The 19588-nt window shown below is 65.1% G+C and carries 19 protein-coding genes; 9 read left to right on the top strand and 10 right to left on the bottom strand.

The features are described 5' to 3' along the window. Nucleotides 1–45: 45 nt before the first annotated feature. A complete protein-coding gene (locus FLL57_RS00605) occupies nt 46–318 on the top strand; it encodes a DUF7662 domain-containing protein (RefSeq protein ID WP_013500832.1) in 273 nt (90 codons plus the stop codon). A 74-nt stretch (nt 319–392) separates the two neighbouring features. Here FLL57_RS00605 and FLL57_RS00600 read toward each other — a convergent pair whose 3' ends face one another. After that, entirely contained in the window at nt 393–2105 is a 1713-nt protein-coding gene (locus FLL57_RS00600) for an outer membrane beta-barrel protein (RefSeq protein WP_013500831.1), read from the bottom strand. A 205-nt stretch (nt 2106–2310) separates the two neighbouring features. Here FLL57_RS00600 and FLL57_RS00595 point away from each other — a divergent pair, with 205 nt between their 5' ends. Further along, the gene (locus FLL57_RS00595; protein ID WP_013500830.1) at nt 2311–3324 is read left to right on the top strand and encodes a KpsF/GutQ family sugar-phosphate isomerase; all 1014 of its coding nucleotides are present in this window, start codon (nt 2311–2313) and stop codon (nt 3322–3324) included. Nucleotides 3325–3480: 156 nt separating this feature from the next. Here FLL57_RS00595 and FLL57_RS00590 read toward each other — a convergent pair whose 3' ends face one another. After that, the gene (locus FLL57_RS00590; protein ID WP_013503409.1) at nt 3481–4434 is read right to left on the bottom strand and encodes an IS481 family transposase; all 954 of its coding nucleotides are present in this window, start codon (nt 4432–4434) and stop codon (nt 3481–3483) included. An 11-nt stretch (nt 4435–4445) separates the two neighbouring features. Here FLL57_RS00590 and FLL57_RS00585 point away from each other — a divergent pair, with 11 nt between their 5' ends. Beyond that, complete coding sequence (locus FLL57_RS00585; protein WP_142881866.1) at nt 4446–5252, top strand: DUF3800 domain-containing protein; 807 nt, start codon at nt 4446–4448, stop codon at nt 5250–5252. Nucleotides 5253–5378: 126 nt separating this feature from the next. Here FLL57_RS00585 and FLL57_RS00580 read toward each other — a convergent pair whose 3' ends face one another. The 6 genes from FLL57_RS00580 to FLL57_RS00555 all read right to left on the bottom strand — a co-directional run bounded on the left by FLL57_RS00580 (nt 5379) and on the right by FLL57_RS00555 (nt 12177). Beyond that, a complete protein-coding gene (locus FLL57_RS00580) occupies nt 5379–5828 on the bottom strand; it encodes an NfeD family protein (RefSeq protein WP_142881865.1) in 450 nt (149 codons plus the stop codon). Between the two features lie 16 nt (nt 5829–5844). After that, nucleotides 5845–6846, bottom strand: a complete 1002-nt coding sequence (locus FLL57_RS00575; protein WP_142881864.1) for an SPFH domain-containing protein — start codon at nt 6844–6846, stop codon at nt 5845–5847. A gap of 207 nt (nt 6847–7053) precedes the next feature. After that, on the bottom strand, nt 7054–8091 hold the full coding sequence (gene hemH, locus FLL57_RS00570) for a ferrochelatase (protein WP_142881863.1): 1038 nt from the start codon (nt 8089–8091) through the stop codon (nt 7054–7056). A 174-nt stretch (nt 8092–8265) separates the two neighbouring features. Then, nucleotides 8266–9432 carry a nickel/cobalt transporter gene (locus FLL57_RS00565; RefSeq protein WP_142881862.1) on the bottom strand — a complete coding sequence of 389 codons (1167 nt, stop codon included), beginning with the start codon at nt 9430–9432 and terminating at the stop codon, nt 8266–8268. After that, nucleotides 9429–10082, bottom strand: a complete 654-nt coding sequence (locus FLL57_RS00560) for a DUF1007 family protein (RefSeq protein WP_142881861.1) — start codon at nt 10080–10082, stop codon at nt 9429–9431. Before FLL57_RS00560 ends, FLL57_RS00565 begins: the two co-directional genes overlap by 4 nt. Nucleotides 10083–10086: 4 nt before the next feature. Continuing rightward, on the bottom strand, nt 10087–12177 hold the full coding sequence (locus tag FLL57_RS00555; RefSeq protein ID WP_142881860.1) for a M3 family metallopeptidase: 2091 nt from the start codon (nt 12175–12177) through the stop codon (nt 10087–10089). Between the two features lie 206 nt (nt 12178–12383). Here FLL57_RS00555 and FLL57_RS00550 point away from each other — a divergent pair, with 206 nt between their 5' ends. From FLL57_RS00550 to FLL57_RS00520, 6 genes are all read left to right on the top strand, one after another. Beyond that, nucleotides 12384–12644: a hypothetical protein gene (locus FLL57_RS00550; RefSeq protein ID WP_013500822.1), complete on the top strand. Its 261-nt coding sequence runs from the start codon at nt 12384–12386 to the stop codon at nt 12642–12644. Nucleotides 12645–13309: 665 nt separating this feature from the next. Continuing rightward, a complete protein-coding gene (locus FLL57_RS00540) occupies nt 13310–14452 on the top strand; it encodes a type III PLP-dependent enzyme (protein ID WP_013500821.1) in 1143 nt (380 codons plus the stop codon). A 212-nt stretch (nt 14453–14664) separates the two neighbouring features. After that, nucleotides 14665–15252, top strand: coding sequence for a GNAT family N-acetyltransferase (locus FLL57_RS00535; RefSeq protein WP_013500820.1), 588 nt, complete (start codon nt 14665–14667; stop codon nt 15250–15252). Nucleotides 15253–15526: 274 nt separating this feature from the next. Next, nucleotides 15527–15913 carry a RidA family protein gene (locus FLL57_RS00530; protein WP_013500818.1) on the top strand — a complete coding sequence of 129 codons (387 nt, stop codon included), beginning with the start codon at nt 15527–15529 and terminating at the stop codon, nt 15911–15913. 264 nt (nt 15914–16177) lie between these two features. Further along, nucleotides 16178–16582, top strand: a complete 405-nt coding sequence (rnk, locus tag FLL57_RS00525; RefSeq protein ID WP_013500817.1) for a nucleoside diphosphate kinase regulator — start codon at nt 16178–16180, stop codon at nt 16580–16582. A 118-nt stretch (nt 16583–16700) separates the two neighbouring features. Next, nucleotides 16701–18131 (top strand): homospermidine synthase, encoded by a 1431-nt coding sequence (locus tag FLL57_RS00520; RefSeq protein WP_013500816.1) that lies wholly within the window; start codon nt 16701–16703, stop codon nt 18129–18131. A gap of 269 nt (nt 18132–18400) precedes the next feature. Here FLL57_RS00520 and FLL57_RS00515 read toward each other — a convergent pair whose 3' ends face one another. Together FLL57_RS00515 and FLL57_RS00510 are read right to left on the bottom strand one after the other, a co-directional pair. After that, the gene (locus FLL57_RS00515) at nt 18401–18754 is read right to left on the bottom strand and encodes a hypothetical protein (protein ID WP_013500815.1); all 354 of its coding nucleotides are present in this window, start codon (nt 18752–18754) and stop codon (nt 18401–18403) included. Between the two features lie 107 nt (nt 18755–18861). Continuing rightward, nucleotides 18862–19584 carry an MgtC/SapB family protein gene (locus tag FLL57_RS00510; RefSeq protein WP_013500814.1) on the bottom strand — a complete coding sequence of 241 codons (723 nt, stop codon included), beginning with the start codon at nt 19582–19584 and terminating at the stop codon, nt 18862–18864. Nucleotides 19585–19588: the final 4 nt, after the last annotated feature.

Genomic DNA, 19588 nt, shown 5'->3' with positions numbered 1-19588 from the left:
GCGTTCGGTCGCCCTCCTCCCTTTCGAACCATCTTGACGTGGCCGATGAAGAACTTCGAACCATTACGAGAGTACCTTGCCCGGCAGACCGTACCGGAGCTTGTGCTGAGCATGGCCGAGATCGAGGAGATGCTGGGCTTCGACCTGCCGCGCGCATCGCAACGTGCCGCCTGGTGGGATTCGACCTATGCGCCGGACGAGCACATGCCGCAGCGGGAAGCCTGCCTCGCCGCCGGCTACATCGCCACCCGGCTGCCGGACGGTTCCGGCGTGCGCTTCAGGCGAATGAAGACCGATCGTTCGCGCTGGCGAGGCTGATGTAGCGCGTGCGCCGGAAGGCCTGCCCCGTTTGCAGTTCCCCGGCGTGTCTCGGGTACTCTGACGATGCCGCTTCAGTTCTGCAGCCGGACGCTGAGCATCACCACGGTGGCGTCGTAACTGCCGCCGACGACATTGGAATCCAGCTTGTCGTAGCGGAGCTGGCCCTTCACCCATAACGACCGGTTCAGCTTGTAGATCAGATTGCCTTCGATCGAGTTGAGCCGATCGGAGCGGCCGGAGCCCCGGTAGTCGTAGGTGGCGTAGGTGAATTTGCCGATCGCGGTCAGCCAGCGTCGCAGATCGTGGTCGACCTCGGCCGTATAGGTGTGGGTGAACACGCCCGAGACCCCGGGCAAAGGCGATTCGGCGATCGTGGTGTCGGCGTTGAACTTCACCGTGGTCAGCGGCGTCACCGTCCACACCAGCGAGGCGGCAGTGAGCAGGCCGCCGAGCTTTTCCAGTCGTGGATCGACATAGGTCCGCGCTGCGTAGCCAATCGAGACTTCGCCGGTCAGCAGCCGCGTCAGCTCGAAGCTGGTGCCACCCTTGGCGTAGCCGCCCTCCGAACCACGCAGGTATTTGTAGCGGTCGACCGGAAGGTCGTGCACGCGGGTGTCGCCCTCGACTTCGACGAACGGCTTCAATCCCGGCTTCAGTTCATAGCTGACCCGGCCGACGGCTCCGTATTGATTGTAGTTGCGGTCCTTGTTGGAGTCGCTGGTGCCGTCGGTGAGCTGTGAATCCTGATACATGGTGCGATCGAAATTGCCGACCACCGTGACCTGCAGACGGTTGAAGCTCTGATCGATGCCGCCCGAAAATCCGGTGGTGGTGAACACCGGATATTTCATCAGGCCAGCCTGGATGTTCGGGCTGCCCGGGTTGTCGGTGCCGACGATCAGCCGGCCCTGGCCGATCAGGCGGGTGTCGCGGCTGGCATCGATCCGGCCGTCGACATGGCCGTTGAATTCCGGCCGATCGAGACTGATCGGCGCCGGCGAAACCGTGCCGGCCGGCGGATTGAAGTCGTGGCCGTACCCGGTGAACGCGCCGCGCAGATCCGCGACCAGCGCATGCCGTTCCCAATCCGACGTGATCATCAGTTCCGGCGACACTTTGTAGAAGCCGGAGCCGCGCGCGGTGTTGGTGCGGGCGGGGTTGGAATCGTAGCCGCCCCCGACTTCGAGCGCGCCCTTGATCAGAAAGCTGCCGGCGTAGTCACCGACAGCGCCGAACGGATCGTTGTCGAGCTTGAGCTGCCGCCGGGGTGGCTGGCCCGGCACCCGGCCGGCAAGCGCGGGCGGCAATGGCGGCTTGGCGGCGGTCTGCGACGGCGGCAGCGGGCGCGCGGGTGGCGGCGTCGGGGTCACCATCGGCGAGGCGGGACCGATCGACTTCGGCCGAGGCGCGCCGGGATAGTAGGTCGGCTTCTGGCGCCTGCGGTTGAGCGCGTCATAGGCGACGCCGGTGTTGCCCCGATTGGCATCGTCGGAGCCGGACTTCCATCCGGTCGTCGAGGTCGAGCGCAGCGGCGGGCCGGCATCATCGCCCGGCTGCACGAAGACGTTGCCGGCCCGAAGCGTCCCGGCGGTCGCGCTGCCCGGAGTCGGCCGCAACGGCAAGTCCTGGGCTGCGACGAAACCGCCCCGCTGGGGATTGAACAGATCGCGCGTCAGACTCTGCGCACCCGCGGGAGCTGTGGCAACCGCAGCGAGCGACAGGCATGCGGCGCCGGCGCACAAACTTGCGCGGGGGCGGCGGCCCGGTGCTGGAGCCCACGTCACGACAGCAAAAAACTCCAACGAAATCAGAATTCTGGACCAAGGCGGCGGGAGCGCACGGCGCTCCTCATCGTTAATGGAGTTAAAACAACTATGGTTAAGGAGCGGTTGAGAAACGGGTGGAGCCGCGACGCGCCGCGTCGCATCCCGGCCGGCACCATGCTAGGAAGGGCCCCGGCCGCATCGCGGCCCATGCCGGAGACCCTGCATGGCACTGTCCAAAACCCGCATCACGACACACGCAATGAGCGAGCAAGCCGCCGCCGCAATTCCCTCGGCCCTGCGCACCCTGGAGGCCGAAGCCAGCGGGGTGACGGCGCTCGCCACCGCGCTGCAAGCCGATCTCGGCGTGCGCTTCGCCGCCACCATCGACCTCATTCAAAACGCCAAGGGCCGGTTGATCATCACCGGGCTCGGCAAGTCCGGCCATATCGGCCGCAAGATTGCCGCGACCTTTGCGTCGACTGGCACCCCGGCATTCTTCGTGCACGCCTCCGAGGCGAGTCACGGCGACCTCGGCATGATCACCGCCGACGACATCATTCTGGCGCTGTCGTGGTCCGGCGAGCAGCCGGAAATGAAGAACCTGATCAACTACGCCAAGCGGTTCAAGATCGCGCTGGTGGCGATGACCTCGGATCCGACCTCGACGCTGGCGACCGCGGCCGATGTGTCGCTGACGCTGCCGAAGGCCCGCGAGGCCTGCCCGCACAATTTGGCGCCGACGACCTCGTCGCTGATGATGCTGGCGCTCGGCGATGCGCTCGCCATTGCTCTTCTGGAAAGTCGCGGCTTCAGCCCGAGAGACTTCAGCGTGCTGCACCCCGGCGGCAAGCTCGGCGCGATGCTGAAATATGCCCGCGACCTGATGCACACCGGCGAGGCGGTGCCGCTGAAGCCGCTCGGCACCCGGATGTCGGACGCGCTGGTCGAGATGTCCGCCAAGGGCTTCGGCTGCGTCGGCATCATCGATGCGAACGGCCAGATCGCCGGCATCGTCACCGACGGCGACCTCCGCCGCAACATGCGGCCGGACCTGATGACCGCGACCGTCGACGAGGTGATGACGCGGAATCCAAAGACGATCAGCCCGAACCTGCTCGCCGGTCAGGCGCTGGAACTGCTGAACTCCTCGAAGATCACCGCGCTGCTGGTGGCCGAAGGCAAGAAGCCGCTCGGCATCGTGCATCTGCACGACCTGCTGCGGGCCGGGGTGGCGTAGGCTACCATGAGCTGGCTGTTCTTCATCGACGAGAGCGGCCACGATCACAAGAACACGCCGCTCGAAGTCAGAGGCGGGATAGCGCTCCACACGGGGAAACTCTGGAGCTTCGTGCAGGGCTGGCAGCGGTTAGAGGAAGACGCCTTCGGGACACGGCTAGCTGTGGAGCCTCAACAGGTTGTCCTCGGAGAGTCCGAGTCTGCTGATTGGCGGCTGTGATTTTATGCCGCCGTGAGGGCGGTGCCAATTGTATCGATGCAGCCAGATCGGCAGTTCCTCGGCCCTGCGTGTCGAGGTCGGATAGGCCTGCGCGTAAGCCCATTCCCTGAGAGCACTTTGGATGAAGCGCTCGGCCTTGCCGTTGGTTTTAGGTGTGTATGGCCTGGTGCGGATATGCTTGAGCCCGAGAGCGTGGCAGGCGTTTCGGAAATCAGTCGATATGTAGCAGCTTCCGTTGTCGGTCATGACGCGTCTAACGGTGACGCCGAGGCTGGCGTAATAGGCGATCGCGGCCTTGAGGAAGGCGATCGCGCTGACGGCCTTCTCGTCCGCGAAAATCTGCGAGAATGCGACACGTGAGGCGTCGTCGATGCAGACGTGGACGAACTCCCAGCCGACGCCGCGGCTGTTGCTTTGGCCGGTGCGATCGCCGGTGATGCGATGGCCGATCTTGTCGAAGCGGCCGAGCTTCTTGATGTCGATGTGGATCATGTCGCCGGGATGGGCGTACTCGTAGCGGCGGGCTGGTTCGGCCGGCTCCAGGTCACGCATTCGGTTGAGCCCCAGGCGTCGCAGGATACGGCTGACGGTGGCTGGCGACAGGCCGAGATCGGCGGCGATCTGCTTGCCGGTCAGACGCTGACGGCGCAGCCGTTCGACCTGCTCCACGGTCGCCACTGGCGTCGGCTTGTACAGCCGCCGCGGCCGCGACGAGCGATCGGCAAGCCCTGCGCGCCCTTCGGCCTTGAACCGGGCAACCCATTTGCGGGCCGTCCGCGGGCAGACGCCTGCGGCTTGTGCGGCGGCCTTCGGCGTCTGCCCGCTCAACACCGCCTGCACCAACCGCTCTCGACCAATCGGCGTCAAACGGGCATTCTTGTGAATGTTCATCCGGTCCCTCCTTGGACACTGAAGCTTCGCAACCTCAGCATCCTCGGTCCGGACCGGATGGACAACCTATTGAAAGCTCACAGCTAGCTGTATACCAGAAGGAAGCCAAGGGCGCGAAACTGCTGAGCGGAGACCGCTTCAATTGGGCCGCTCAGGGCGAGCCACTGATCGGCCAGGAACGCCGAAAGCTTGCCCGCGCTTTTCTCGACAAGGGAGTTCGTCGGCAGCCGCCAACGCGGCCCGAGTTCACCGCCTACGGACAAGCCTGTTTGGAGATGGCGCGCGGCGCGTTCGAACTGATGATCTCCCACGAAGCCAGACTGTTCGCCTGCGCGATTCCGAGAGGGACCAAACAGCCGAGCGGGTTCAAGCACGTTGACTATCTCCGTAAGGATCACGTCTTTCTGTTCGAACGCGTCTACTATTTTCTCGAAGCCCAGCATGAACATGGGCTGATCGTCATGGACGAGAGCGAGAAAACGCTCGACAAGAAGTTCGTTTCAAGGATGGAGAGTTACTTCACGAGAACCGCAACAGGGCGAAATCGCTCCTATTGGATCGTTCCTGCGCCACTTTTTGTATCATCGGAGATGACAGTTGCCGTCCAGGCTGCAGACATCTGCCTTTATTGCATAAACTGGGGCTTCCGCCCTGTGGCATGGGGAAAAGAACTAACGAGCCGCTCCGAGATCGCTCGAGAGTTCGGTCCGAAACTAGCTCGCTTGCAGTGGGAGGGAGATGGATACAGGGACCAACAGGTCTTCAAGACACGGGGAATAGTCCTCGTGCTCGATCCGTATGGAGACGCCTCCAAATAGAAAAGGAGGCAATGCTCCGACTGATCTCCGCAAGGGATTTCAACCGGACCGAGCCTCCGTGTTAAATATGATCATAGCTGCGACCTATGTCAATGTGGCCATCTTTCGCGGCCAGAACGTTCGAGTCTAAACCGCAGCCACCGTCAGCTTCGCTCCATCCGCCGCCACGATCCGCACCCGGCTGCCGGCTGGCGTATCCGGGCCGAACACCCGCCAGACGGTATCGTCGATCCGCACCGCGCCGACGCCGCCTTCGATCGGCTTTTCCAGGGTGAATTCGCGCCCCACCAAAGCATCGGTTCGACGGTTGAGGTGCGGGTTGGTCGCATGAACCTCGACATCGCCGCCGCGCGCCAGCCGCCGCCACAGCGGCACCGCAGCCGCTGCGAACAGCCCGAACAACAGTATCTGGAGCTGCCATCCGGGCTCCAGCAGCAGCGCCAACAGACCAACCAGCAACGCCGCGAGTCCGAGCCAGAACAAAAACACCCCCGGCGCCAGCAACTCCAGAGCCATCAGCGCCAGGCCGAGAATCAGCCAGTTCCAGGCCCCGAGCGCGGTGAACATTCCGGTCATGGCGGCAACCTCCGTCTCACCGTGCGGGCGGCACCGGCGTCGTCGGCGGCACCGAACCGCGGCGGGCTGCAGCCTGCGCGGAGGAGGCTGCGCTCTCGCCGAAGGTCGCCTTGGCGATCTCGCCGATGCCGGCAAGCGAGCCGAGCATGCTCATCGCCTCGACCGGCAGCATGATCACCTTCTGGTTCGGCGATTCGGCGAGCTGGCCGAATGCCTTGATGTATTTGTCGGCGATGAAGTAGTTCAGAGCCGCGACGTCGCCCTTGGCGATCGCTTCGCTGACCATCTGGGTGGCGCGGGCCTCGGCCTCGGCGGAGCGCTCGCGCGCCTCGGCATCGCGGAACGCCGCCTCGCGGCGGCCTTCAGCTTGCAGGATCTGGCTCTGCTTGGCGCCCTCGGCGCGCAGGATTTCCGACTGGCGCTGGCCTTCGGCCTGCAGGATCTCGGCGCGCTTGACGCGCTCGGCCTTCATCTGCCGGCCCATCGCCTCGACCAGATCGGCCGGCGGCGCGATGTCCTTGATCTCGATGCGGTTGACTTTCAGTCCCCAGGGCGACACCGCGGCGTCGACCACTTCGAGCAGCCGGACGTTGATCTCGTCGCGATGCGACAGCACCGCGTCGAGATCCATCGACCCCATCACCGAGCGAATGTTGGTCATGGTCAGCACCACGATCGCCTGATTGAGATCGGCGACCTCGTAGCTCGCCTTGGCGGCATCGAACACCTGATAGAACGCGACGCCGTCCACCGTCACGGTGGCGTTGTCCTTGGTGATCACCTCCTGTTCGGGAATCTCGATCACCTGCTCCATCATGTTCACCTTGCGGCCGACACGATCGAAATACGGAATGATCAAGTTGAGCCCGGGAGGCAGCGTCCGGGTGAACTTGCCGAACCGCTCGATCGTCCAGTCGAACCCCTGCGGAACCGTCTTGACGCCGGCGAACAGCGTCAGGATCACCAGCAGGACGAGAACGATGACGAAGACATCGAACCCGCTGAGATCATAAAACATGCAAACTCTCCTCGCCGGATTTCGCCTTTCGCGCCGGCATGGTGATGGCTGCGCCGGCCGGACGCAACCCTGGTGAGTCGCCGCCGCAGCGAGACAGGTTCGAGAGTGACGGAATTGAGCAGAGGCTGACTGTAGCCGACAACCAGCAGCCAGCCTCGACTAAGGCTGGCCTTGATCAAAGCCGGCCTTGATTCGAGCCAGCCTTGATTAGAGCCAGCCTTGCAGTTCGCGCAGCACGAGCTGGCGGATCACCTGAATGCCTGCGTCGGAATCGTTGAGGCAGGGGATCGCGGTGAACTCCTCGCCGCCGTGCTCCATGAAGATCTCGGCATTTTCCTGCGCGATCTCCTCGAGGGTCTCCAGGCAATCGGCCGAGAATCCGGGCATCACAACGGCGATCTTGCGCACGCCTTTGCTGGCCAGCGCCTCGATGGTCTTGTCGGTGTAGGGCTGCAGCCATTGGTCGAAACCGAATCGCGACTGGAAGGTCAGCAGCAGCTTGTCGTCGGCGAGGCCCATCCGCTCGCGCAGCGCCTCGACGGTCGCCACGCACTGCGCCTGATACGGGTCACCCTTGTCGATATAGGCCTGCGGCATGCCGTGGAACGAGGCCACGATCAATTCCGGCTCGAACGACAGCGAACCGAGGTGCGATCTGATCGAGGTCGCCAGCGCGTCGATATAGGCCGGATCGCGATAATACGGCGGCGTCACCCGCAACGTCGGCTGGGCGCGGAGTTCGCGCAGCACGCGGAACGCCTGATCGCACACCGTCGCCGAGGTCGCGGCGGAATATTGCGGATACAGCGGCACCACCAGCAGCCGGGTGCAACCCTTGGCCACCAGCGCCTCGATCCGGTCGCGCAGCGACGGATTGCCGTAGCGCATCGCCCAGTCGACGATCAGATGGCCACGGTCGGACAGCGATGCGGCGACCTTTTCGGCCTGGGCGCGGGTGATGGTCTTGAGCGGCGACTCGTTCTTTTCGTGGTTCCAGATCTTCTGGTAGTCCTTGGCCTTTCGGGCCGGACGGGTATTCAGGATGATGCCGTTGAGCGCCAGCTTCCAGAACAGACCCTGGTTTTCGATCACCCGCGGATCGGACAGGAACTCGCGCAGGTAAATGCGCACGCCCTTGGTGTCGCAACTGTCGGGGGTGCCGAGGTTGACCAACAGCACACCGACCCGCTCCGGCGCGGGCGCCAGGGCGATCGCAGGTCCATGGATCGGAACAATGACGCTCATATTGCTGCTTGGCTTCGCGCTTTGGACTATCGTTGTCAAGACGATGCGGTGACGTTCGGTGCGTCGTGCACCGCGGCATCCCGCTCGGCGGACCGTGGTGTCCTGATCATCTACGCACGAAACGCCGCTGGGTTTTGCCGCAGCCGCTCGAGACGCAGATTTGCAGGCCGGTGGTTAAAGACACGTCACACGTTCGGCTGCGACATATCCTAGGAGAAGTCCGCAGCCGAGCAGCAGCACCACACCGGCTGCGCCAAACTCCAGCCCGCGCATCACCAGCATGCCGCCGCCATCGCGCTGGGCGGCGAGCTTGCGGGCCAGCCCCTTTGCCGACACCGCAGCCACCGCGATGGTCGCGACCGTGATCGCGGTGCCCAGCGCCATGACGAAGGTGGCGACGATCCCGGCCCAGAACAAGCCCTGAGCCAGCGCAAACACCATCAGAAGGATCGCGCCGGAACACGGGCGGATGCCGACCGTCAGCACCGCGGCCAGTCCGCGCCGCCAGCCGCCGGGGCCGGCGAGCGCGCTGGGTTCCGGCCCGTGCGAATGGCCGCAATGGTCGCAGGCTTCGCCGGGGCCGTGGTGATGGTGGTGTTCGTCATGGGCATGGTTGTGCGCGGAACCGTGGTCATGCCCGTGGTCATGGTGGTCGGCGTGGGCCGCGCGGGCATGGGCATGGCCGTGCGCGCCATGGTGGTGATCATGATCGTGGTGATGGTGGTCGTGGTCCACCAGCGCCGCCGGCACCCCGGCCATCGCGAGCTGCGGCTTGCGCATCGATACCTGCAGCGCGCGGAAGAAGCCACCGCCCTTGATCCAGACCAGCCGGGCGCCGAACAGTGCGATCAGCGCGTAGCTGCCGATCTCGATGGCCCGCTCGGCGCTGCACATCGTGCTGGCGGTGGCGTTGAGCAGCCAGGCACAGACTCCGACGATCGTCACCGCGACCACCGCCTGCAGCATCGCCGAGACGAACGACAGCGCGATGCCGCGCCGCGCGGTTTCCTCGTTGGCGACCAGATAGGACGAGATCACCGCCTTGCCGTGGCCCGGCCCGGCGGCATGGAACACGCCGTAGGCGAACGAAATGCCGAGCAGCGTCCACACCGCACTGCCATCGGCCTTGGCGGCGCGGATCGTCGCCGACATCTGCTTGTAGAACGCCGATTGCTGCGCCAGCAGCCAGCCGACGATGCCCCCGGCCTGCGGCTCCGGCGCCCCCTTCGGCGCACCGAACGGATTGTGCGCGAATGCCGCATGCAGCGTGGCGTCGCCGAGCACGAGCGCGGCGATGCAGACGAACAAGGTGACAAACGCAAACCGGCGATGAGACGTCATGGGCAGGTCACCGCGATCTTGTTGGCGAACATCGCGCCATAGTTGGAATTGTCGCCGCTCAGGAAGTTGTCCTCGCTCATCCGCTGTGCGGTCGCGGTGCCGTCGTTCGGTCGCTGGAAACTCACCGTGCAGCCGGGCGGCGCGCCAACCAATCCGACCGGATTCTTCTCGACGAACGAGAAGTCGATGAAATAGCTCGGATCGAACACCTCGACCGACAATTCGTTGCTCTTCACCGGGGTCTTCAGCGGCAGGAAGAAGTGCAGCGTCAGCACGCTGTCCTTGTAGGACAGATAATAGTCGACCGGTTCGCCGAATTTCTGCTTCTTGCCGCCGGCCTTGGCGAAGGTGAAGTAAGCGAATTCCTTCAACGACTCGACGTTGGTCTGCGCCAACGGCGCCAGATCATCTCGGGTGTAGACGCCCTTCTGCTTCGGCTCGATGCCCTGGATCGCATACGCCGTGAACATGTCGTCGAACGCCCAGGAATGCCGCACGCCGGTGAACGTGCCGTCCGGCGCATAGACCAGTTCGCTCGTCGAAGTGACCCAGACGTGCGGGTGCGCGTCGGCGGTGCCGAAGCCGACCAAGGCCAGCACGGCCGCGACCAGCGCGGAACGGACGGCGACACCGCGAACGAGGCCGATCATGCGGCTACGCGGCCTCCGGTGTGTCGAGCAGGCCGCGGCGGCGCAGCAGCGCGTCGGGCTCCGGCTTGCGGCCACGGAACGCCACATAGGCTTCCTCCGGATCGCGCGAGCCGCCGGACGCATAGATGTCGTCACGCAGCCGCTTCGCCACGTCGGCTGCGAAGATATCGCCGGCCTCCTCGAACGCCCCGAACGCATCGGCGTCCATCACCTCGCTCCACATGTAGCTGTAGTAGCCCGAGGCGTAGTGATCGCCGGAGAAGATGTGACCGAACTGGGTCGGCCGGTGCCGCAGCGCGATCTCTTCCGGCATACCGATCTTGTCGAGTTCCTTGCGCTCGAAGGCGCGGATCTCGCCGATGCCGGCGGCGGGCTGGGTGTGGAATTCGAGATCGAGCAGCGCCGAGGAGACGAATTCGACGGTGGCGAAACCCTGGCCGAACTTGCGGGCCGCGATGAAGCGTTGAAGCAGATCGTCGGGCAGCGGCTCGCCGGTCTGATAGTGCCGGGCGAACTGCCGCAGCACCTGTGGCTGCTCCTGCCAGTGCTCGTAGAGCTGCGACGGCAGTTCGACGAAATCGGTGAACACGCTGGTGCCGGACAGCGACGGGTAGGTCACATCCGACAGCATGCCGTGCAGGCCGTGGCCGAACTCGTGAAACAGGGTGCGGGCATCGTCCGGCGACAACAGCGACGGCTCGCCACCGGCGCCCTTGGCGAAGTTGCAAACGTTGATGATCAGCGGCGCCACCGCGCCATCGAGCTTCTGCTGATCGCGCAGCGACGTCATCCAGGCGCCGGAGCGCTTCGAAGGCCGGGCGTAATAGTCGCCGTAGAACAGACCGCGATGCGCGCCGTCCTGATCCTTCACCTCCCACACCCGGACGTCCGGATGCCACACCGGCACGTCCTTGCGCTCCTCGAACGCGATGCCGAACAGCCGGGTGGCGGTGTCGAACGCCGCGGCGATCATGCCGTCCAGCGTCAGATAGGGCTTGATCGCGGCGTCGTCGAAATTCGCGCGGCGCTGACGCAGCTTCTCGGCGTAATAGCGCCAGTCCCACGGCGCCAGCTTGAAGTTGCCGCCCTCTTCGGCGACCAGCTCCTGCAGCGCATCGCGGTCGGCGAGCGCACGAGCCCGCGCCGGCTTCCAGACCCGCTCGAGCAGGCCGCGCACCGCCTCCGGGGTCTTGGCCATCGAGTCTTCAAGGCGGTAAGCCGCAAACGTCGGATAGCCGAGCAACCTGGCGCTTTCCTCGCGCAGACTCAGGATCTCGCCGATGATCGCGTTGTTGTCGTTGCCGTTGCCGTTGTCGCCCCGGGCGATGAAGGCCCGATACACCTTCTCGCGCAGGTCCCGCCGGCTCGACATCTTCAGGAACGGCTCGACCGACGACCGCGACAGCGTCACCACGGCCTTGCCGGACAGGCCGCGCTCTTCAGCCGCAGCGCGCGCCGCCGCCACGAAGCTGTCGGGCAGGCCCTCGGTATCGCCGTCGCCGAGCTCCATCATCCAGTCCTGCTCGTCGCCGAGCAGATGATGGCTGAAGCTGGTGCCGAGCTGCGCCAGACGTTCGTTGATCTCGGCCATGCGTGCCTTGGCGGTCTCGTCGAGGCCGGCGCCGGCACGGTGGAAGCGGGTATAGGTGCGGTCGAGCAGCCGGCTCTGCTCCGGCGTGAGCTCAAGGCTGTCGCGCTTGTCGCGCAGCGCCGCGATCCGGCCGAACAGCACCGCATTCATCATGATCGGATTCCAGTGCCGCGCCATCCGCAGCGACACCTCTTCGTCGATCTTGAGCAGTTCCGGGCTCGAATGCGCCGACACCAGATCGTAAAACACCGCAGCGACCCGGTTCAGCAGCTTCCCGGATCGCTCCAGCGCCGTGACGGTGTTGTCGAAGTCCGGCTCGGTCGGATCGTTGACGATCGCAGCGATCTCCGCAGAGTGGTCGGCGAATGCCTGCTCGAACGCCGGCATGAAGTGCTCGGGCATGATCTCGGCGAACGGCGGCGTCTCGAACGGAGTGGCCCAGGCGGCCAGCAGCGGATTGCCGACGTCAGCGGGTGCGGCAATCGGTCCGAAGCTCTCTGACATCGATCCATCCTGAATTCGGGTCTGGGAAACGTCCGACATATACCATCGGGTGAGGCTTTTTTGCGCCCAGTTTCCCGTGGCCGTGCGGGTAATCTGCGCAGGTTGAACCGGACGCCCCACTGCTGACACTTTAGGAGATCATCCGCTTTCGCTTGCCGATGCGGGCGATTTCGCTAGATTGCGCCCGCCAGAAGGACCTTCCAATCATGAGCAAGCCTGCCACCGCTACCGGATCTCGCCAGATCGCCTGGCCGAGCGTCATCACCGTCATCAGCGCCGCGATCCTGATCGGCGCCGAGGTGTTCGGGGCCGCGTTCGCCGGCGGGTGGGCATTGGCAATCCTGTTCGGCCTCGGTGACAACGCCACCCACATCCTGCAGGCGGTGCTGTTCGTCCTCGGCGTGGTGATCATGATCGGCTTCGTTCGCAACGCCCAGCGCATCGAACCGTTCTTCAGGCGCGCCTGATCCAATCCGGCCCGGAGCCTCGGGACCGACGCGCCGCCGTCATAATTGTCCCCGTCGTTATTGAAAAACTTGAACAAACGTTCAGCTTCGTAGCTGCCGGTGTGGTGGATCGGCAACTCTCCGCGACGACGGCGGATAATTGTCTGGTTAAGACAAAAAAAATCTTGCGACCCGGCATCGAAACACCTATTTGCACCCTTGCCCAATTTCGCACGTGCCCGTGGTCGTGTGTCAGTCGGTAGGTATCCGGACAAGAGGCCGGACAGCCGCCAAGGGATGAAGAGCCGAGGGTCTCCCAGCGTTCACGCGACGAGGCCAGCATCTCTCTCAAGAGATGCCGTTGAAGGTGGCTTCCTCTCTTGCAACCGTGACTGACAGCCGGAGGCGAACCGGCGCACCTCGTTCTCAACGGGGGACGCGACTTAAAGCAACGACGGAGCGGGCTTTTTTGGTCTCTGCCGGCTTTCCATCAGCCGGCGCGAATACCGAAGAGGCTTGTCCTTCATTGCCAGTGAGCGGGCGGGATCCTTCCCAACCAATCCAAGGCAGAACTGCTTGTCCGAGCTGATCGCTCGCCGCGCCTCCATCGCGCGACGGCGCTGAAGCCGTCGGACCAGCGCCATCGTTTTGGTTCGCGCCCGTCGCTGGGCGCGTGGGAGAGTGCCATGACCGAACGTATCCGCGAATTCCTGCGCGACCGCCGCGCCAAGGGTCTGGACGTCGAGCCGTGCCTGGTCGTCGACCTCGAAGTGGTCCGCGACAACTTCATGCATTTCGCCAAGGCGCTGCCGGACAGCCGCGTGTTCTATGCGATCAAGGCCAACCCGGCGCCGGAAGTGCTGTCGCTGCTGGCCTCGCTCGGCTCGTGCTTCGACTGCGCCTCGGTGCAGGAAATCCAGATGGCGCTGGCCGCGGGAGCGACCCCCGACCGCATCTCGTTCGGCAACACCATCAAGAAGGAGCGCGACATCGCGCGCGCCTACGAGCTCGGCATTCGCCTGTTCTCGGTCGACTGCACCGCCGAGGTGGAGAAGATCGCGCGCGTGGCGCCCGGCTCGAAGGTGTTCTGCCGCATCCTGTACGACTGCGCCGGCGCCGAGTGGCCGCTGTCGCGCAAGTTCGGCTGCGATCCGGAGATGGCGGTCGACGTGCTCGACGTCGCCAAGCGTCTCGGCCTGGAAGCCTACGGCATCTCGTTCCATGTCGGCTCCCAGCAGCGCAAAGTGAAGGCGTGGGACCGTGCGCTGGCGATGGCCGCGCAGGTGTTCCGCGACTGCGCCGAGCGCGGCATCAACCTGTCGATGGTCAACATGGGCGGCGGCTTCCCGACCAAGTATCTGAAGGAGGTTCCGCCTGTGGTGCAGTACGGCCGCTCGATCTTCCGGGCGCTGCGCAAGCACTTCGGCAACCAGATCCCGGAGACCATCATCGAGCCGGGCCGCGGCATGGTCGGCAACGCCGGCGTGATCGAGACCGAAGTCGTTCTGATCTCGAAGAAGAGCGACGACGACGAGACGCGTTGGGTGTATCTCGACATCGGCAAGTTCGGCGGTCTGGCCGAGACGATGGACGAGTCGATCCGCTACGCGATCAAATCGCGCCACGACGGCGCCGAGATGACGCCCTGCGTGCTCGCCGGCCCGACCTGCGACTCCGCCGACGTGCTGTACGAGAAGCTGCCGTATCCGCTGCCGGTGACGCTGGAGATCGGCGACAAGCTGCTGATCGAAGGCACCGGCGCCTATACGTCGACCTACTCGGCGGTGGCGTTCAACGGCTTCCCGCCGCTGGCGACCTATCACATCTAACTCCGTTCACCTCTCCGCTTGCGGAGGAGGTTGGATCGGAGGCGGTCCGGGTGGGGGAAGGGCGACTCGCCCTCATCCCCGGCCCTCTCCCGCGAGCGGGAGAGGGAGAAGAAGAATCGAGGCCGGCTTGCCGGCCTCTCCCTGTCACATCGCTGTTTGCTGACAACACGCTGCCGGTGCGGTTCACCGGACAGTGTGGGGATCGACGTGCCATGACGAACACCCTCGCCCCCCTGACTGCCTTGAACGTCGCAGCCGTTCCGTTCGCGATCCGTGCGGAAAAGAGCTCCGACATTGCCGCGCGTGAGCGCCTGCTGGATGCGTGCTTCGGCGAAAACCGCCACGCGCGCACCTGCCAGCGTTTGCGTGATGGACGCGCGCCCGCGGAAGGCCTCGCCTTCTCCGCGGTCCGTCAAGGCCGGCTGGTCGGCACCGTTCGGCTCTGGCATGTCGACGCAGGGGGCCGGGCCGCACTCGTGCTCGGCCCCCTCGCCGTCGATCCGTCCTGCCGCGAATTCGGCGTCGGCGGCGCACTGATGCGCGCGGCGCTGGCGGAAGCCGCCGCGCGCGGCCACGGCGCGGTGATCCTGCTCGGCGACGCGCCGTACTACGCGCGGTTCGGCTTCACGACTGATAAGATGGATGCGCTGGCGCTGCCCGGCCCATTCGAGCGCGACCGCCTGCTCGGCCTCGAACTGCGCAAGGGCGCGCTCGACGGTGCCGCCGGCCTGATCGTCGCCACCGGTACCACCGCCAAGCCGGCGCGCGCCGAGCGGGCGCGTCTTCGTCGCGCCGCGTAAGGAGGGGCCGATGCGTTTTCTTCGATTGCCGCGCCCGACTCACCGCGTCTTCGCACCGCGCGATCCGGCCAAGCGCCCGCGTGTCACGGTGCTGGTGCTCGCCGTGTTCGCTCTCAAGATCGCCGTCGACGCCTTGCGCCGGCGGCGCGGCCGCGGAGCCGAAACAACCGCAGCTTAACCCGATCGTGTGTCAGGGCTGAGACAGTCTCGGCCTTGATTTGCAAAACCAGACGCGGCATTGGCTGCCGTCTCTCTCAGTTCCAGGATTGCTTCAATGTCGCGTCGCCTGATTTCCACCGGATCGCCGTTCGAAAAAACTGCCGGCTACAGCCGCGCCGTGGTCGACGGTGATTTCGTCTTCGTTTCCGGGACCACCGGCTACGACTACACCACGATGACACTGCCCGAGGACGTCACCTCGCAGACCCGGAACTGCTTCAAGACGATCGGCGCAGCCCTGAAGGAAGCCGGTTTTGCGATGGAAGACATCGTGCGGGCGACCTACTACATCACCGACCCGAAGGATGCCGATGCGGTGTTCGCGGTGTGCGGCGAGAACCTCTCCGAGATCCGCCCGGCGGCCACGATTGTCGCGGTCGCCGGCCTGTACAAGCCGGAAATGAAGATCGAGATCGAAGTCACCGCCAAGCGCCGCAGCTAAGTCCATCTATTTGTACGATAATCGGCTCCCCGTTGACTTTCGGGCGGGGAGCCCTACGTTCCGACGATCATGACGATCTTGCCCCGCAACCGTTTGATGCTGCGCGCCGGTCGCCTTCACGCAGGAAGGTGACCCGGGCGCGCGCGTGCGCCGTCCGGGCTTAACGATCTCGTCGACGACCTCTCCCCTTTTTTCAGACTGCTACTTATCCCGTGAATGCCGATGCGCATCAGGCGCGCGGCGTGACAAGGACCCGTGAAAGACATGATTCAGACCATTCGTACCCAGCGCCCGCCGATTACCCTCCGCAGCCGTGATGCCGAACGGCTCGGCCAACTCGCCGAGGTCGCCGCGCAGCGCTATCCGGCCACGGCCGAATTCCTCGCCGGCGAGGTCGCCCGCGCCAGTGTCGCCCCTGACAGCGCCCCCCTGCCGGGGATCGTCTGCATGGAATCCGCCCTGACCTTCCGGGACGATACCACCGGCAAGGAAAAACACGTGACGCTGGTATATCCGACCGAGGCGGACGTCGAAGCTGGTCGTATTTCGATATTGACCCCGATCGGTGCCGCCCTTATCGGCCTCTCGGTCGGACAGTCGATCAGTTTCGAGACCCCGTCGGGCGAACGGCGTTCCCTGACGGTACTCAGCGTGTCCGAACCGAACTGACCACTCGTCCTACGGGTCGCAGGTGACATCCGAAGTTCACCTCGCCGTCACATTCCCGAACTGTCCTGTCCGCACATAGCGGCGTGATCCCTGTCCCACTGTCCGGAGTTCAAACCTGATGTCGTCCACTTCGAAGATCCACGCCAAGATCACCGGCCCCATCGTGATGATCGGCTTCGGCTCGATCGGCAAGGGCACGCTGCCCCTGATCGAGCGACACTTCGAGTACGACAAGAAGCGGTTCGTGATCATCGATCCGCACGCGGACGGCGAACTCGCCGAGAAGCACGGCGTCCGCTTCATCAAGCAGGCGGTCACCAAGGACAACTACCGCGAACTGCTGGTCCCGCTGCTGACCGAAGGCGGCGGCCAGGGCTTCTGCGTCAATCTGTCGGTCGATACCGGCTCGGTCGACATCATGACGATGTGCCGCGAGATCGGCTCGCTGTACATCGACACCGTGGTCGAGCCTTGGCTCGGGTTCTATTTCGACAAGAATGCCGGCCCGGAGAAGCGCTCCAACTACGCGCTGCGCGAGACGCTGCTGGCCGCCAAGGCCAAGAATCCCGGCGGCACCACCGCGGTGTCGACCTGCGGCGCCAACCCCGGCATGGTGTCGTGGCTCGTCAAGCAGGCGCTGCTCGACATCGCCCGCGACACCGGCACCGAAATCAACGAACCGAAGAGCCGCGAAGGCTGGGGCCAGCTCGCTCAGAAGCTCGGCGTCAAGGGCATCCACATCGCCGAGCGTGATACCCAGCGCGCCAAGACCCCGAAGCCGATGAACGTGTTCGTCAACACCTGGTCGGTCGAAGGCTTCGTGTCCGAAGGCCTGCAGCCGGCCGAACTGGGCTGGGGCACGCACGAGAAGTGGATCCCGGACAACGGCCGCAAGCACACCGAAGGCTGTCAGGCCGCGATCTACCTGCTGCAACCGGGCGCCAACACCCGCGTCCGCACCTGGTGCCCGACCCCGGGCGCGCAGTACGGCTTCCTCGTCACCCACAACGAGTCGATCTCGATCGCCGACTACTTCACGGTGCGCGACGGCCAGAACGTGGTGTACCGGCCGACCTGCCACTACGCCTATCACCCGGCCAACGATGCGGTGCTGTCGCTGCACGAGATGTTCGGCGCAGAAGGCAAGATGCAGCCGAAGTGGCACATCCTGGACGAGAACGAGATCGTCGATGGCATCGACGAGCTCGGCGTGCTGGTCTACGGCCACGCCAAGAACGCCTACTGGTACGGCTCGCAGCTCTCGATCGAGGAAACCCGCAAGGTCTGCCCGTATCAGAACGCCACCGGCATGCAGGTGTCGTCGGCTGTGCTGGCCGGCATGGTGTGGGCGCTGGAAAACCCCGAAGCCGGCATCGTCGAGGCCGACGAGATGGACTTCCGCCGCTGCCTCGAGGTGCAGATGCCGTATCTCGGCCCGGTGAAGGGCTACTACACCGACTGGACCCCGCTCACCGACCGCCCCGGCCTGTTCCCGGAGGACATCGACACCTCCGATCCGTGGCAGTTCAAGAACGTCCTGGTGCGCTGAGTCGCCGGACGGCCTTTGGGCGGACAGCGTTCGCGTTGTCCGCCTTCTGCCAGAACACCTCGAGATTCCGGGTTCGCGAGCTGCGCTCGCGCCCCGGAATGACGGTGTGATCCCAATTGCCCCACCCCGAGTCATTCCGGGGCGCGCGAAGCGCGAACCCGAATCTCCTGCCGACCGCGCGATCGCTGCCGTGCGCACAGCAAAGAAAGACCGGGCTCGCGAAACGCGGCCCGGCCAGGTTCAATCTTCCGTTTCTAACTGTCGTCGGTTCAGCCGCCCTTCGGCTTGATCGGTTCGCCGATCTTCTCCGGCGGCGCAGGCGGCAGCGCCGGCCTGGCGCCGGACTGCACCGCGTCCTGGTCAGGACGGGCGGGCTGTGGCGGAATGTCGTGGGGCCGCGCGCCGGTCGGCTGCGCGTCCTGCGATGCAGCCGGCCTGTGCTCCGCGCCGGGTGTCGAACTCGGCGGCTGCGGGGTCGCCTGGGCGAACTGCAGCCCGCCGGTGCGGGTGTCGATCTGGGTCAGCGACAGCCCGGACAGTGCCACGCCCGCGGCGATCAGCACGCCGGCCAGCACCAGATCCCGCCTCAGACCGCGCTCCTTGTCGTTGTCGTCTGCTGTCATGATCCTCGTCCCTTCCTCGCCCGAACCAACCGGCGCGCGGGGGCATCGTTCCGGGTTCCGGTGTCGCACCGGGTTCCGGAACGGTCGCATTTGCCGACAAGGTTAAATCAATCTTTAGTGCTGGTTTCCCAGGCGGCGTGTTCGACGCCCGGCTCCTTGCCGAGTTCTGCCACCACCGCATCGAGCTCATTGGGCTCCACAGCGGTCGAGACCAGCGTGGCGACGATCTCGACCTTGTCGTCGGCGTGCTCGACGGATTCGACCTCGACATCCGCGACCGGATAGTCGGCCTGCTCCAGCTTTTCTTCGAGATGCTCGCGCAGCCGGCCGGCGGCGGCGCTCCCGGCGGTGAGACGCACCGAATAGGTCGCTTCCGAGGTGCGCTCGTCGAACGGGATACGGTTGATGGCATTGACCAACGGCCGCAGCAGCGTGTTTCCGGCGATCACGAATACGGTCAGTGCCGCGGCCTGCGCGGCGAGGTCGGCGCCTGCACAGCAACCGACCGCGGCCGAACTCCACAGCGTCGCCGCGGTGTTGAGGCCGCGGACGTTCATGCCCTCTTTCATGATCACCCCGGCGCCGAGAAAGCCGATGCCGGACACCACATAGGCGATCACATGCACCGTGCCCTCGACACCCTTGAGGTGCATCGCCAGGTCGACGAAGGCGGCCGCGCCGACCGCCACCAGGACGTTGGTGCGCAGTCCCGCGGCACGGGTCCGATACTGCCGTTCGGCTCCGATCAGCATGCCGAGCACGAAGGCCACGGAGAGGCTGACCAGCGTGTCGAAGAAATCGGCGGTCTGGAAGGTGGTCAGGAAACGCATCGGA

This window comes from Rhodopseudomonas palustris, assembly GCF_007005445.1.
Taxonomy (GTDB): Bacteria; Pseudomonadota; Alphaproteobacteria; order Rhizobiales; family Xanthobacteraceae; genus Rhodopseudomonas; species Rhodopseudomonas palustris_G.
This window is presented reverse-complemented; position numbering and strand designations above follow the sequence as displayed.